Consider the following 14,271-nt stretch of genomic DNA (forward strand, 5'->3'; position numbering starts at 1 on the left):
ACGCGAAAATGGCTGTTTTGCCTACAGATGAATGGTTAATGAACGTGAAAAAGCCCCCGATGGAATTATGTGAAAAGCTAGTGCCGTATTTTAAAGAAAAAGAAGCGACTTCCCGTGAAATTTTTTTACATTTGACAAGACACGGGATGTGCCGATCGGCAAATGGATTACAGCAAGTTGTCCAAGAAATGAAAACAAAGCGTATATGGGAAAAAGCTACCGAAATATATAAAGTACTAATAAAAAAATGGAATGGTCCAGATATTCCTATTTTTATTTTTCCGGCGGATTGGCGAAATGGAAGGTTACAGCGCGAGTTTAACGGTAAAGGGGGCCTTTCCTATCGAGATAAACTGTTTTTGTTTTTGCTGCCGCATCATACAAAAAAGGAGATGGAAGCGTTAATCATTCATGAGTACAATCATGTTTGCCGGTTAAGGAGAATGGCAAAGAAAGAAGAAGATTATACATTGCTCGATGCGATCGTTCTAGAAGGATTGTCAGAAAATGCCGTACGTAAATATGTCGGCCCATCCTATAATGCAAAGTGGACGAACTATTATTCTGCAAAACAATTAGCAGAATTTTGGCAGAAATATATTTTACCTTATCAATCTATTCATGTTACCCATCCGCTTTATGACCGTCTGCTTTATGGATTGAACTTCTATCCAAAAATGCTTGGTTATGCAGTTGGATATGACCTTGTCAATCGTTGTTTACAAAAGAGAGATGTCACTTTTGCAAAGTTAATGTCTTTAACTTCCGAGCAAATCGCTAAACTTGCTGACCGAGACGTTTCATGAATGAAATCGTCTCTTTTATTATTTCGTCATTCCTTTCTTTTCTGCAGCATACATTTAGTAATAGATGGACAAGTTTTGCGCGGAAAAGGAATGATGCGATGATACGAGTTTTCGTTTATCTAGTCGGCTTTGGTTTTTCGATCATTGGCGGGGTTACCTCGATTGCGTATTTAAATATTATTGCAGATGGACAAGGAATCATCGATTATTTTTATTTTATAAGTAAAAAAGCGGAATGTTATTTATTTCCATTAGGTCTTTTTCTTATTTGGTTAAGCCTTTATTTTCCGAGTAATCAAGAATAAATGGATAAAAAAGGTTTTGTTGGAATAAAATGAACTACCTCTGCCTATACTGATGGACAAATAGGTTTTGAAGTGAGGGGTATTTCATGTTGTATCTTCATGATATTTGGGTCAATTGGTTTGAAGGGGAAGAAAATGGTTATAACGTATGCTATTTTCATGAATGGCGCAAAGATGACCAAGTCGAGCTTTTAGACCAAGTCCCTTTATTGAAAGTTTCCTCGGCATTGTACGACTATATTGAAAATAGCTTATCGGAAATTCCACAGGCACTTCTTGAGGAAGTATATCAAAAAACATTTGTAAGAAAAAATCATGAACGCATTCAGTTAGATTATTGTTTTGTCGTTTCTGACGGCAAAGGGATACTTGCTGTTGATACAATCGGCTATAACATTCCGATTCGTAAAAGCCGATTAATCCCAAGACAAGAACAGTTAGTATACGATATGATTGCGGAACAAGAGGAAGCTGTATATCCGTTTCATGCTTACGAGAAAGAACATCATATATTGTCGCCTTCACCGCACTTAATGAGCGGATTAACGCGGAAAGAACGACAGCTTAAGCAGCTTCTCTTTATGGCTCTTGATCAGCTTTATTCGACAAAAAATGTGGCCGAAGTACGTTATTGGTATACAGAGTGGGCTCCGGAAAAATATTCTCACATTCAAAAAATGTCTTTTGAAGAGGCGTGGAATCACTTATATGAAGAGACAAAGTACGGATGGACGGACAAGCATGTTCAGCTTTGTGAGAATTTAATTAAAGGCCAGCCGTTCTTTGAGAAGTTATGGGAAACGGAACAGGAACCGAAAGTAAATTAAAAGAGCTGTCTTATAAGGGTCTGACCTCACGAGTAATATATATAGTGTTCTTATTCAACGTTATATATATTATGGTTGTGGGGTCTGACCCTTTGCTCATGAGACAGCCTCCATATTTTTATTTTTTTCTCTTTCTTCCAAGCCCCATCGCATTTTCCATTTTCTTTAACATTTTATTGGCAACTTTATTTGCTTTTTCTGCTCCTTCATCAAGAACTTCGTCCAGCAGATCGCTTTCCATTAAATTGTAATATTTTTCTTGAATTGGCGTTAGTGTGTCGATGATGACTTGCGCAAGGTCTGCTTTGAACTCTCCATATCCTTTTCCTTCGTATTCTTTTTCTAATTCGTCGATTGTTTTATTCGCTAAAATCGAATAAATGTTCAACAAGTTTGTAATTCCCGGTTTATTTTCTTTATCGTGTTTAATAATGCCGTCGGAATCTGTAACAGCGCTTTTAATTTTCTTTTCAATTGTTTTTGCATCATCGAGCAATGTGATAAATGCTTTTTTGTTTGGGTCTGACTTGCTCATTTTCTTTGTCGGGTCAGCAAGTGACATAATCCGCGCGCCTACTTTTGGTATGCGTGCTTCCGGGAGAGTAAAAATTTCGCCATATCGCTTATTAAACCGTTCTGCTAAATCGCGCGTCAATTCAATGTGCTGCTTTTGGTCTTCGCCAACCGGAACGATATCTGTGCTGTAAAGCAAAATGTCGGCAGCCATGAGCGGCGGGTACGTTAACAAACCTGCGCTGACCGCTTCTTTACCTGCGGATTTATCTTTAAATTGCGTCATCCGCTCTAATTCTCCGATATAGGCGATGCATTGCAGCATCCAGCCTGCTTGAGCATGGGCCGGAACTTCGGATTGAATAAACAATGTTGCTTTGTTCGGATCAATACCGACTGCTAAATAGAGTGCAGCTAAACTGCGAATGTTTTTGCGAAGTTCAAGGCGATCTTGCGGCACAGTAATCGCATGTTGGTCAACAATGCAAAAATAGCAGTTGTATTCGTTTTGTAATTCGACAAACTGCTTCATTGCACCGATGTAATTCCCAAGAGTAATGACACCGCTTGGTTGAATGCCAGAAAAAATCGTTTTCATCCAATCACTCCTTTAAAAACATAATAAAAAACCCAATCGCTCCTATAACAGTTAGGGACGATTGGGACCGCGTTGCCACCCTAGTTATTGTACCATAAGTACAATCACTCAATCCATGTTTATTGCAAAACATGGCACCTTTGTAACGTAAGGCGGACGTCCAAGCCTACTTGCCGTTCAGCTTGAATGCTCGAAAGCCCATTCCATATTGCTAGCCACTTGTTCGCACCAACCACAAGCTCTCTGAATGCATCGCAATATGTACTATTCTTTCTCATCGCATGCATATTTTTGCTAAATATTCTAAAGTAAATGTTTTTAAAATGCAAGCTTAGCGTATAAATACAATGATTCAAAAACAAGCAAGTACTTTAAACCGCTTCCAATGGAGACATTTGAAGAATATTTTTGCATGTTTGCTGCCTCAATTGGGAATCATAATGCGTGTCTCCTTTGTTAGTTAACTTACTATAATTTCTAAGAAAGGGTATGTCTGTATATTTTTTATTAAAATATATATAATTATTTTGTAAATTATTCCAAAAAAATTTTTGTTAATTCGATAAATTCAGAATTGAAAAATATATATATTTGTTAATAATTTGATGAAATGAAACAAAAATACAAATGTAAGCGGTTTAATTTTTCGTTTTGTAAATTTTTTATTTACATTTGCAAAAAAAACTTATAAAATTTTAAGTAATTGTATCAAAAATCATTATATCAGAAAAAACATAAACTAAAAATTCAGAAGATTTAAATTTAAAAAATTGTAAAAAATTCTTTTCTAATATATTTTAATATATTTTATAATCAAAATCACAAACGGAATCTTCTGATAAATCAGAACGTATAATAAAATTCTGAAATAATATTTTTCGAAAAAGACAATAAAAACAATTTTTAAGTTTTGAAAATCATTATGTAGCAGCATTCGCTCAATACGGTATAAAAGTTCTGCGTTCTACGTGGAGCTTTTAATAATAAAAAGTACTCTAAGGGGGGAAATCCATTGAAGAAGAGAGTTTCATTTCTTTTTAGCCTAATGCTAGTCTTAAGTCTTTTCCTTTCTGCATGTGGAGGTTTCCAGAAGAAGGAAGAATCTGCTGGTGATAAAGGAAAAGATGGAGACAAAACGGCCGATGTGCCACAAGAATTGCGTATTAACATTAAAACAGAGCCATTCTCACTAAACCCGGGTTTAGCTAATGATTCCGTTTCTGGCAGCGTATTGAACCAAACATTTGAAGGATTAACTCGGATTAAGGATGGCAAACCTGAGTTAGCGATGGCAGAAAGCTATGAAGTTTCTAAGGATTTGAAAACATACACATTCAAATTGCGTGATGCCAAATGGACAAATGGGGACCCGGTTACCGCAAAAGACTTCGAATACGCGTGGAAATGGGCACTCGATCCAAAAAACCAGGCACAATATGCTTATCAACTTTACTACATTAAAAATGCCCAAGCATTTAACGAAGGAAAAGCAAAAGCGGAAGATGTTGGTGTGAAAGCAATCGACGACAAAACGCTGCAAGTTACGCTTGAGAGCCCAACACCTTATTTCTTAGAATTAACAGCATTCTACACTTATTATCCGGTCAACAGCAAAATGGCTCAACAAAATCCAAAATGGTATACAAATGCTGGCGACCAGTACACTTCTAACGGACCATTCAAGATGGTTAGCTGGGAACATAATAATAAAATCGTTCTTGAAAAGAACGAAAATTACTGGGATGCTAACAGCGTAAAACTTGAAAAAATTGAAATGGTTATGGTCAATGACACGAACACAGAGCTTTCCATGTTTAATAATGGCGAGCTGGATTGGGCAGGTATGCCTACAGGTCAATTGCCGCCTGACTCTTTACCAAAATTAAAAGAGGAAGGAAAATTAAACGTTCAACCAATTGCGGGTGTTTACTGGTATAAATTTAATACAGAAAAACCGCCATTAAACAACGTCAACATTCGTAAGGCTCTTGCATATGCCATCAACCGTAAAGCAATTGTTGAAAACGTAGCAAAAGGCGGAGAAATTCCGGCTATGGCTGCTGTACCACCAACCATGTTCCCGGAGAACGAAAAAGGCTACTTTAAAGATAATGATGTTGAAAAAGCAAAAGAATACTTGAAAAAAGGTCTTGAAGAGCTTGGCTTGAAAGATGTAAAAGATTTACCGCCAATTACATTATCGTTTAATACGGACGATAAACATGCAAAAATTGCCCAAGCCATTCAAGATATGTGGAAGAAAAACTTAGGTATTGAAGTAAAACTTGAAAATGCTGAATGGGCAGTTTATATTGACAAACTGCACTCTGGAGATTTCCAAATCGGCCGTATGGGCTGGTTAGGCGACTTTAACGATCCAATTAACTTCTTAGAGTTATACCGCGACAAAAAAGGCGGTAACAATAATACAAACTGGGAAAACCCAGAATATAAACAATTGTTAATCGATTCTCAAAAGGAAACAGATTCTGAAAAACGTAAAGAAATGCTAAAAGAAGCTGAAACAATCTTAATGGATGAGATGCCAATTGCGCCGATCTTTTTCTATACAAATACTTGGGTTCAAAAAGATAACTTAAAAGATGTAGAAATGTCAGGTCTTGGCGATGTTCAGTTTAAATGGGCATATTTTGAATAATGCTAAAGAATGAAGGTATATGGGGTAATACTCATATACCTTCATTGCTCGTTAAGGATCTTTGTAAAAAAGTGGAGGTGCAGGGAATTTGTTAAGGTATATAAGCAAACGGTTGCTTTACATGCTTCTGTCTTTATTTTTAATTGTTACAGCTACCTTCTTTTTAATGAGAGCTGCTCCGGGAGGACCGTTCACGAGTGAGAAACAAATTCCGCCGGAAATTGAAAAAAATTTAAATGAATTTTATGGATTAGATCTCCCTTGGTATCATCAATATTTTAATTATTTAGTTTCTATTGCGAAGTGGGATTTCGGTCCATCTTTTAAATATAAAGGACAAACGGTGAATGATTTGATTGAAGAGGGGTTTCCGGTTTCATTTTTCCTTGGTATGGAAGCTTTATTATTAGCTGTAAGTATCGGGGTTTTACTTGGTATTATTGCTGCATTAAATCATAATAAATGGCAGGATTACGGCGCGATGGTTTTTGCTGTTCTCGGAATATCCGTTCCAAGTTTCATTATGGCCTCGATCTTACAATATTTTTTAGCGATTAAATTGGGATGGTTTCCGGTTGCGCGTTGGGAATCTTTACAGCACACGGTTTTACCGGCACTTGCTCTTGCAGCGACGCTGACGGCATTTATTGCCCGTTTAACTCGCTCAAGTATGTTGGAAGTATTGGGCAATGATTATATTCGAACAGCGAAAGCAAAAGGGCTTTCAAGAGGACAAATTACAGTGAAACATGCGATCCGCAATGCATTATTGCCCGTTGTAACATATCTTGGACCTTTGTCTGCACAAGTTTTAACGGGTAGCTTTGTCATCGAAAAAATCTTTGGTATCCCTGGTCTTGGAAGCCACTTTGTAACAAGCATTACGAACCGTGACTATACAACGATTATGGGAGTCACGGTGTTTTACAGCATTCTTTTATTACTGGCTGTTCTTCTAGTTGATATTGCCTATGGCTTTATTGATCCGCGTATTAAACTAGCTGGTGGCAAGAAAGGAGAGTAATCATGCAGCAAATTCCTAAAGAGATGTTTCAGCCGGCGATAGCAGATACTAGGGAAGCCGAAAAAATATCAAAACCAAGCTTGTCATTTTGGAAAGATGTTTCCATACGTTTCCGGAAAAATAAGTTAGCGATGTTTGGATTGATTTTATTAATTATTTTAGTGTTCATGGCCATTTTTGGTCCATATATGACAAAATATGACTATGCCACGAATGACTTAATGAATACGAATCAACCGCCATCTTCTGAACATTGGTTCGGCACTGATGAGCTTGGACGTGATATATTTGCACGTACATGGTATGGGGCCCGCATTTCTTTATTTATCGGCTTGTCAGCAGCGCTTATCGATTTAGTTATTGGCGTGCTTTGGGGCGGCATTGCAGGTTATCGCGGCGGTAAAACAGATGAAATAATGATGCGTATTGCTGATATTTTATATGGGGTTCCATACTTGCTTTTAGTAATCATATTAATGGTTATTTTAGGACAAGGCTTAGGAACCATGATCCTTGCTATGACGATTACCGGATGGGTGAACATGGCCCGGATTGTTCGCGGACAAGTGCTGCAGCTGAAAAATCAGGAATATGTCATGGCATCCCAAACGCTTGGCGCGAGTACAGCAAGAATTATGTTTAAACATTTAATTCCAAATGCGATGGGTTCGATTCTTGTTACGATGACATTAACTATTCCTGGCGCCATTTTTACAGAAGCCTTTTTAAGCTATTTAGGTTTAGGCGTTCCACAGCCTTTAGCAAGCTGGGGAACAATGGCTTCAGAAGGAGTACAAGCATTGCAATATTATCCATGGCGTTTATTCTTCCCGGCTACGTTTATTTGCTTAACGATTTTTGCGTTTAATGTAGTTGGAGATGGATTACGGGATGCATTAGATCCAAGATTACGTAAGTAAGGGTGAGAACATGGAAAAATTATTGGAAGTAAAAGATTTAGAAGTCTCATTCCAAACATATGGCGGAGAAGTGCAAGCGGTTCGAGGTGTAAGCTTTCATTTAAATAAAGGAGAAACATTAGCGATTGTTGGTGAATCAGGCTCAGGAAAAAGTGTGACTTCTCAAACGATTATGCGTCTTATTCCAACGCCGCCTGGGAAAATCAAAAATGGCCAAATTATCTTTAACGGTGAAGACCTTGTAAAGAAAACGGATAAAGAAATGGAACAGATTCGCGGAAAAGATATCGGTATGATTTTCCAGGATCCGATGACATCGTTAAACCCAACGATGAAAGTTGGACAGCAAATTATGGAAGTTTTAATGAAACATTTGAAAATGTCCAAATCAGCTGCAAAAGAACGTGCCATTGAATTATTACGCCTTGTTGGCATTCCGATGCCGGAAAAACGTGTAAATCAATATCCCCACGAGTTTTCCGGGGGAATGAGACAACGTGCCATGATCGCGGTTGCCTTAGCTTCAAATCCGAAGCTATTAATCGCCGATGAACCGACAACGGCATTGGACGTAACGATTCAGGCGCAAATTTTAGAATTAATGAAAGATTTACAGAAGAAAACAGGGACGTCCATTATCTTTATCACCCATGACTTAGGGGTAGTAGCAAACGTAGCTGATCGTGTGGCTGTTATGTATGCGGGAAAAATCGTTGAAATGGGTACGGTTGATGAAATTTTCTACGATCCAAGACATCCTTATACATGGGGGCTGCTTGCTTCGATGCCAAGTCTTGACAGTGACGATAAAGCAGAATTAGCGGCGATTCCCGGCTCACCTCCAGATTTAACGAATCCGCCAAAAGGAGATGCATTTGCTCCGCGGAATCCATACGCAATGAAAATTGATTTTGAGCTCGAGCCGCCGATGTTTAAAATTTCGGATACACATTACGCAGCGACATGGCTGCTTCATCCGGATGCACCAAAAGTAGAGCCGCCTGAAGCAGTAAAAAAACGCTTGCGTAAGCTCTCCTCTAACTACCCGCAACCAGTCATTGTAAAGGAGAGTGAGTAAAATGGCAGAAAAACAAAAACTAATTGAAATAAAAAATTTAAAGCAATATTTTAATGTAGGAAAAGGTAACGTTATTAAAGCAGTGGATGGCTTAACCTTTGATATTTACAAAGGTGAGACACTTGGACTAGTAGGGGAATCCGGCTGCGGTAAATCAACAACAGGACGGACGATTATTGGATTGTACAAGGCAACGGAAGGAGAAGTGCTTTTTAATGGTGTGAATGTGCACGCCAAAAAATCGGCAAAAGAATTAAAAACATTGAAGCGAAAAATGCAAATGATTTTCCAAGACCCGTATGCATCGTTAAATCCACGTATGACCGTAGCGGATATTATTGCCGAGGGAATTGACATTCATGGTCTTGCGAAAACGAAAGAAGAGCGCATGCAAAGAGTGTATGAGCTGCTTGAAACCGTTGGATTAAATAAAGAGCATGCGAACCGCTATCCTCACGAATTTTCCGGAGGTCAGCGTCAACGTATCGGGATCGCCCGCGCATTAGCGGTGGAACCGGAATTCATTATCGCCGATGAACCGATTTCTGCCTTAGACGTGTCTATTCAGGCGCAGGTTGTTAACTTAATGAAAAAACTGCAGCGTGAGAAAGGGTTAACATACTTATTTATTGCCCACGATCTTTCAATGGTAAAATATATAAGTGATCGAATTGGTGTCATGTATTTCGGAAAATTAGTGGAATTGGCAGATGCAGAAGAGTTATATCGCAACCCGATTCATCCATATACAAAAGCGCTGTTGTCTGCGATTCCATTGCCGGATCCGGAAACAGAACGTGTCCGCAAGCGTATTGTATACGATCCATCGCAACACAATTATAAAGAAGGGGAAGAGCTTAGCCTCCGCGAAATTACGCCGGGACATTTCGTTTTATGTTCTGAAGCGGAATATAAACAATATAAAGCAATGTATACGTAAAAAGGGCTGTCCCGAAAGTAGAACATCTACTGGAGGGGAAGCCCTTTTCTTTTTATAAGCTTGTAGTAAGAAGCGGCAGCTGTCTAAACATGGACTTATTGCTGTTTTAACTTATTTTGTTGGCAGAACATGTTTAGTCAACAAAAAGTTTATGAGCCAGCTTAAATGAAAGTTAGCTTTTCTTTTCCATGTTCAGCCGTTTTATTATCTTATTTCTTACCGCCAACTAGTTTCCAGCCTGTTTGTGTTTTTTCGGTTTGGTTTACGTTTTCCATGCGGTTGGAACCGCCGAATAGTTTTTGGCCGATACCGTTAACAAGCACTCCCATCATGGCAGTCATACCGATTACGAACAGTGCAACGATTGTAAGATCGATAAAATATTGTGTCACCCGTATCCCCTCCGTTGTCAACCATTTCTTCTACTTCTATTTTAGAAGATTTTTCTTCTAATTGAAAGAAATAGTTTAGATTATTCTACAACCGCTTTCCTTGTTTGTTCTGTTGTATCGAGGGTAATAATGTTTTTTCGCTTTTCGCATATTTCTGAATTTAAATATGAATTTTTTCAACGTTTACAGGAGAAGTAGCGATGAAGGGGATGGCAATCATGTTTCAATCTGTTTTGTGATAAAGTTAGAAAAAATATATCTTTCTAAACAAATTTGTTGTATAATATACAATATAAAATTAAAGTAATTTCAAATTAATACGTTTTTTAATCACCGCTTCTAGTCTTTGCTAGCATAGAGATTGACTGCTTTTTATCGATATATATTTCGATCCTGTTAAGGGAGTGAAGCCGAGTTATGGTAACATTGTATACTTCACCAAGTTGTACGTCATGCCGGAAAGCAAAGGCATGGTTAGAGAAACATAATATTCCTTATGTTGAACGAAACATTTTTGCTGAACCATTAACGATTGAAGAGATTAAAGAAATTCTTCGTATGACAGAAAATGGAACAGATGAGATTATTTCCACACGTTCTAAAATTTTTCAACAGCTTAATATAAATGTTGAATCGATGCCGTTGCAAGATTTGTATGAAGTGATTCGGCAAAATCCGGGGCTTTTGCGAAGACCGATTATCATTGATGAGAAGCGCCTGCAAGTAGGCTACAACGAAGATGAGATACGCCGTTTTCTGCCGAGAAAAGTGCGCACTTACCATCTTCGTCAAGCACAGCGGCTTGTTAACCAATAAAAGGCTTCTACATGGTTTTTCCATGTAGAAGTTTTTTATTTGGTTAATGTGTTTCTGCCCGGCGGTTTAAAATGCTTCCAAGAAAAATAACAATAATGATGGTGAGAATTGGCAGAATGGATTTGAAAAAGGTAAATTGGTCATATATATATTGGATTCGCTGTTCATTTGTCATCATTTTTCCCGATGTGTAAGCTAAAATAGCTGCCCCGATATAAACGAGGATAGGATAACGTTCCATCCAATGAAGAATGACTTTACTGCCAAAAATAATAATAGGAACAGAGATAAGAAAACCAAAGATGACAAGAAAAGTATTGCCATGAGCTGCACCGGCAATCGCAATCACATTATCTAATCCCATCGCAATATCTGCTGTTACAATCGTTTGCACTGCCCGCCAAAGTGTAGCTCTAGGTTTTATAACAGCAGCATTTTCTTCTTTTGCAATAAGAAGCTTCAATGAAATAAAAAGCAAGATCATGCCGCCAACTAACTGTAAAAATGGAACTTTTAACAAATAAACAACTGCAGCTGTCAAAATAATGCGAACGATAATGGCCAGCGCTGTCCCTAATATGATAGCAAGATTCCGCTGGCGTTCGGGAAGATTGCGGCTTGCCATCGCAATGACTACTGCATTATCTCCGCCGAGAATAATATCAATGCCGACTATGATTAATATAGAAGAAATATGTTCATATATCATTCGCGTCCTCCGCTCATATTTTTCATTTCAACAAAAGTATAGTAGGACATGTCTAATTTCATCACTAAATTTTTAAATTAGGGGTTTTTTTATTTCCCTTCTCGCGTGTTTTATCATAAAATAGAAGTACAAGGCATATGCTTTTAGTTATAAGGCATATGCTCGGGGGTAAAAATCCCTTCAACATTCATAAACAGGAAGGGAGAGTCTTTCGTATGGAAATGGAGCGTATTAATGAGCATACTGTTAAATTTTACATCTCATATGTTGACATAGAGGAGCGCGGCTTTGATCGAGAAGAAATTTGGTATAACCGTGAGCGAAGCGAAGAGTTATTTTGGGAAATGATGGACGAGGTTCATAGCGAAGGTGATTTTTCGCTTGAAGGTCCGCTTTGGATTCAAGTCCAAGCGCTGGAAAAAGGATTGGAAGTGTTAGTAACAAAAGCGCAGCTGTCTAAAGATGGAAGCAAACTTGAGCTTCCGCTTCCGGAAGATAAAATAAAAGATTTTCCGGTAGATGAAAAAATCGAAGAGCTGCTTGACCAGCATTTTAATGTTGGGAAAGATGTAGAAGTTTTACCGGAAGAGGATGAAGAAGCTCTTCATTTTACAATTTATTTCAAGGATATTGAAGATTTGATTGCTTTAGCTCATCGTGCCGATTTTACAAATCTCAACAACCGTTTATTCATGTTCGAAAATCGTTATTATTTATATGTTGAATTTAATGAAGATGATTATGAAGAACATGAAATTGATAATATGTTAAGTCTGTTGTTAGAATATGGAATGGATTCACAGCTAACGATTTATCGTCTTGAAGAATACGGAAAAGAGATTATTCAAGAAAACGCTTTAGCGACGTTAGCAAAACATTTTCCATTGAAATAAAAGGGCTGTCCCATAAGGGTCTGACCTGGCACACCATTCACCGTATATCGTGTCATTACCAAACATGATGTATGATATATTGTGGTTGTAGGGTCTGACCTTTTGCTTTAGACAGCCCTTTTTTCCGCGAATTGAATCTGATGTAATGGTTAGGTGAAAATCGTTGCGAAACGCATTGCAAGTTCTCATATTCATCTTTTTAATCGGCATTTTATTTTTCATTTCAAAAGACTACTTAGAAGGCTGGATTTTTGGTTTTCTCAGCCTTTTAATTACTTGTTCGGTTATTTTTATCGCATTTGTGATTTCCTTAGAGAACCGGCATCCAACGCAAACATTGACGTGGCTGGTTGTACTTGGAAGTTTTCCGCTGCTTGGCTTTTTCTTTTATTTAATGTTCGGACAAAATTATCGAAAAAAACGGCTATTTAAGAAAAAAGCGGCACTTGATGAGCAAGCTTTTTTAAAGTTCGAAGGAAATCGCCATTTTCAATTTGAGGATCTCCATTATATAAGTGAGCATCAACAGCCTCTGCTTCGTCTCGCACATCGTCTTGGAAAAAGCCCGATTTCACTTGCTACGGAAACGAAAGTACTCACAAACGGTGAAGCTACTTTTGCGGCGATTTTTGAGGAGTTAAAAAAAGCGACCCACCATATTCATTTAGAGTACTATATTGTAAGGCATGATGAAGTCGGACAGGAGCTAAAGGAAATATTAATCGACAAGGCAAAAAAAGGAGTTCATGTCCGGTTTCTTTATGATGCCGTTGGAAGCTGGAAACTTTCCAATACATATATTGAGGAGCTGCGGGAAGCAGGGGTGGAAATGGTTCCTTTTTCTCCTGTCCGCCTGCCGTTTTTAAATAACAAAATTAATTTCCGCAACCATCGGAAAATTATTGTCATTGACGGGACAATCGGCTTTGTCGGCGGCTTAAATATTGGTGATGAGTATTTAGGGAAAAATGAGTATTTCGGATTTTGGCGCGATACGCATCTATGGCTCAAAGGAGAAGCTGTGCGTACGCTTCAGCTTATTTTTTTGCAGGATTGGTATTATATGACGGGGCAAACGTTATTAACGCTGAACTATTTATCACCTAAGCTTGCCGAAAACAGTGGCCAGGGCGGCGTTCAATTGATTGCCGGCGGTCCGGACAACGAATGGGAAGTCATTAAACATTTATTTTTTGCAATGATTACATCGGCAAAAAAATCGATTTGGATTGCTTCGCCATATTTTGTTCCTGATGAAGATATTTTAACAGCTTTAAAAGTGGCGGCGTTAAGCGGCATTGATGTCCGTCTTCTCGTTCCGCAGCGTCCCGATAAAAAAATCGTTTTTTACGCATCCCGTTCGTATTTTCCGGCGCTACTTGAAGCCGGAGCGAAAATTTATGAGTATGGGAAAGGTTTTTTGCACAGCAAAATTATTATCGTCGATGGAGAGCTTGCTTCGATCGGGACAGCCAATATGGACATGCGGAGCTTTCATCTTAATTTTGAAGTGAATGCCTTTTTATATCATACAGACAGCACAAAAACACTTGTCAGTGATTTTCTTCAAGATATTGAAGATTCCACACTCATTGACTATGATGTGTTTAAAAAGCGTCCGATTTGGATTCGCATTGTCGAATCGACAGCAAGATTATTATCACCGCTTCTTTAATGAGGCTTTCTTATAAGGGACGAACCCTTATGAGAAAGCCCTTTTTAGTTAAAAGCAGGACTTTTTGAGAGAGCAACGAATGTATTAAATATTTCATTGTATAAGGAGGATGATGC

General features: G+C 38.2%; 14 protein-coding genes and 1 other annotated feature. Of the genes, 11 read left to right on the plus strand and 3 right to left on the minus strand.

What is annotated here, in order from left to right; all coding sequences use genetic code 11:
* The first annotated feature begins 8 nt into the window (after positions 1-8).
* The 3 genes from B0I26_RS13810 to B0I26_RS13820 all read left to right on the plus strand — a co-directional run bounded on the left by B0I26_RS13810 (position 9) and on the right by B0I26_RS13820 (position 1,938).
* Positions 9-806: a DUF2268 domain-containing protein gene (locus B0I26_RS13810; protein WP_111646010.1), complete on the plus strand. Its 798-nt coding sequence runs from the start codon at positions 9-11 to the stop codon at positions 804-806.
* A 98-nt stretch (positions 807-904) separates the two neighbouring features.
* Entirely contained in the window at positions 905-1,111 is a 207-nt protein-coding gene (locus B0I26_RS13815) for a hypothetical protein (protein ID WP_111646038.1), read from the plus strand.
* Between the two features lie 86 nt (positions 1,112-1,197).
* A complete protein-coding gene (locus B0I26_RS13820) occupies positions 1,198-1,938 on the plus strand; it encodes a YjbA family protein (protein ID WP_111646011.1) in 741 nt (246 codons plus the stop codon).
* 118 nt (positions 1,939-2,056) lie between these two features.
* On the opposite strand, the gene trpS is transcribed toward B0I26_RS13820, so the two are convergent.
* The gene (gene trpS, locus B0I26_RS13825; protein WP_111646012.1) at positions 2,057-3,049 is read right to left on the minus strand and encodes a tryptophan--tRNA ligase; all 993 of its coding nucleotides are present in this window, start codon (positions 3,047-3,049) and stop codon (positions 2,057-2,059) included.
* 50 nt (positions 3,050-3,099) lie between these two features.
* Positions 3,100-3,336 (minus strand) — a binding site (T-box leader).
* Positions 3,337-4,061: 725 nt separating this feature from the next.
* Here trpS and B0I26_RS13830 point away from each other — a divergent pair.
* From B0I26_RS13830 to B0I26_RS13850, 5 genes are all read left to right on the plus strand, one after another.
* On the plus strand, positions 4,062-5,708 hold the full coding sequence (locus B0I26_RS13830; protein WP_111646013.1) for a peptide ABC transporter substrate-binding protein: 1,647 nt from the start codon (positions 4,062-4,064) through the stop codon (positions 5,706-5,708).
* Positions 5,709-5,796: 88 nt separating this feature from the next.
* Positions 5,797-6,732, plus strand: a complete 936-nt coding sequence (locus tag B0I26_RS13835; protein WP_111646014.1) for an ABC transporter permease — start codon at positions 5,797-5,799, stop codon at positions 6,730-6,732.
* 2 nt (positions 6,733-6,734) lie between these two features.
* Positions 6,735-7,652, plus strand: coding sequence for an ABC transporter permease (locus B0I26_RS13840; protein WP_111646015.1), 918 nt, complete (start codon positions 6,735-6,737; stop codon positions 7,650-7,652).
* A gap of 10 nt (positions 7,653-7,662) precedes the next feature.
* Positions 7,663-8,730: an ABC transporter ATP-binding protein gene (locus B0I26_RS13845; RefSeq protein WP_111646016.1), complete on the plus strand. Its 1,068-nt coding sequence runs from the start codon at positions 7,663-7,665 to the stop codon at positions 8,728-8,730.
* A 1-nt stretch (position 8,731) separates the two neighbouring features.
* Entirely contained in the window at positions 8,732-9,670 is a 939-nt protein-coding gene (locus B0I26_RS13850) for an ABC transporter ATP-binding protein (RefSeq protein ID WP_111646017.1), read from the plus strand.
* A gap of 209 nt (positions 9,671-9,879) precedes the next feature.
* Here the strand turns inward: B0I26_RS13850 and B0I26_RS13855 are convergent, their stop codons facing one another.
* Positions 9,880-10,062, minus strand: coding sequence for a hypothetical protein (locus B0I26_RS13855; RefSeq protein WP_111646018.1), 183 nt, complete (start codon positions 10,060-10,062; stop codon positions 9,880-9,882).
* 417 nt (positions 10,063-10,479) lie between these two features.
* On the opposite strand from B0I26_RS13855, the gene spxA reads away from it, so the two are divergent.
* The gene (spxA, locus tag B0I26_RS13860) at positions 10,480-10,878 is read left to right on the plus strand and encodes a transcriptional regulator SpxA (protein ID WP_111646019.1); all 399 of its coding nucleotides are present in this window, start codon (positions 10,480-10,482) and stop codon (positions 10,876-10,878) included.
* A gap of 43 nt (positions 10,879-10,921) precedes the next feature.
* Here the strand turns inward: spxA and B0I26_RS13865 are convergent, their stop codons facing one another.
* Complete coding sequence (locus B0I26_RS13865; RefSeq protein WP_111646020.1) at positions 10,922-11,587, minus strand: TerC family protein; 666 nt, start codon at positions 11,585-11,587, stop codon at positions 10,922-10,924.
* Positions 11,588-11,802: 215 nt separating this feature from the next.
* On the opposite strand from B0I26_RS13865, the gene mecA reads away from it, so the two are divergent.
* Positions 11,803-12,480 carry an adaptor protein MecA gene (gene mecA, locus B0I26_RS13870; RefSeq protein ID WP_111646021.1) on the plus strand — a complete coding sequence of 226 codons (678 nt, stop codon included), beginning with the start codon at positions 11,803-11,805 and terminating at the stop codon, positions 12,478-12,480.
* Between the two features lie 163 nt (positions 12,481-12,643).
* On the plus strand, positions 12,644-14,155 hold the full coding sequence (cls, locus tag B0I26_RS13875) for a cardiolipin synthase (protein ID WP_111646022.1): 1,512 nt from the start codon (positions 12,644-12,646) through the stop codon (positions 14,153-14,155).
* Positions 14,156-14,271: the final 116 nt, after the last annotated feature.

This window comes from Paranoxybacillus vitaminiphilus (assembly GCF_003259935.1).
Taxonomy (GTDB): Bacteria; Bacillota; Bacilli; order Bacillales; family Anoxybacillaceae; genus Paranoxybacillus; species Paranoxybacillus vitaminiphilus.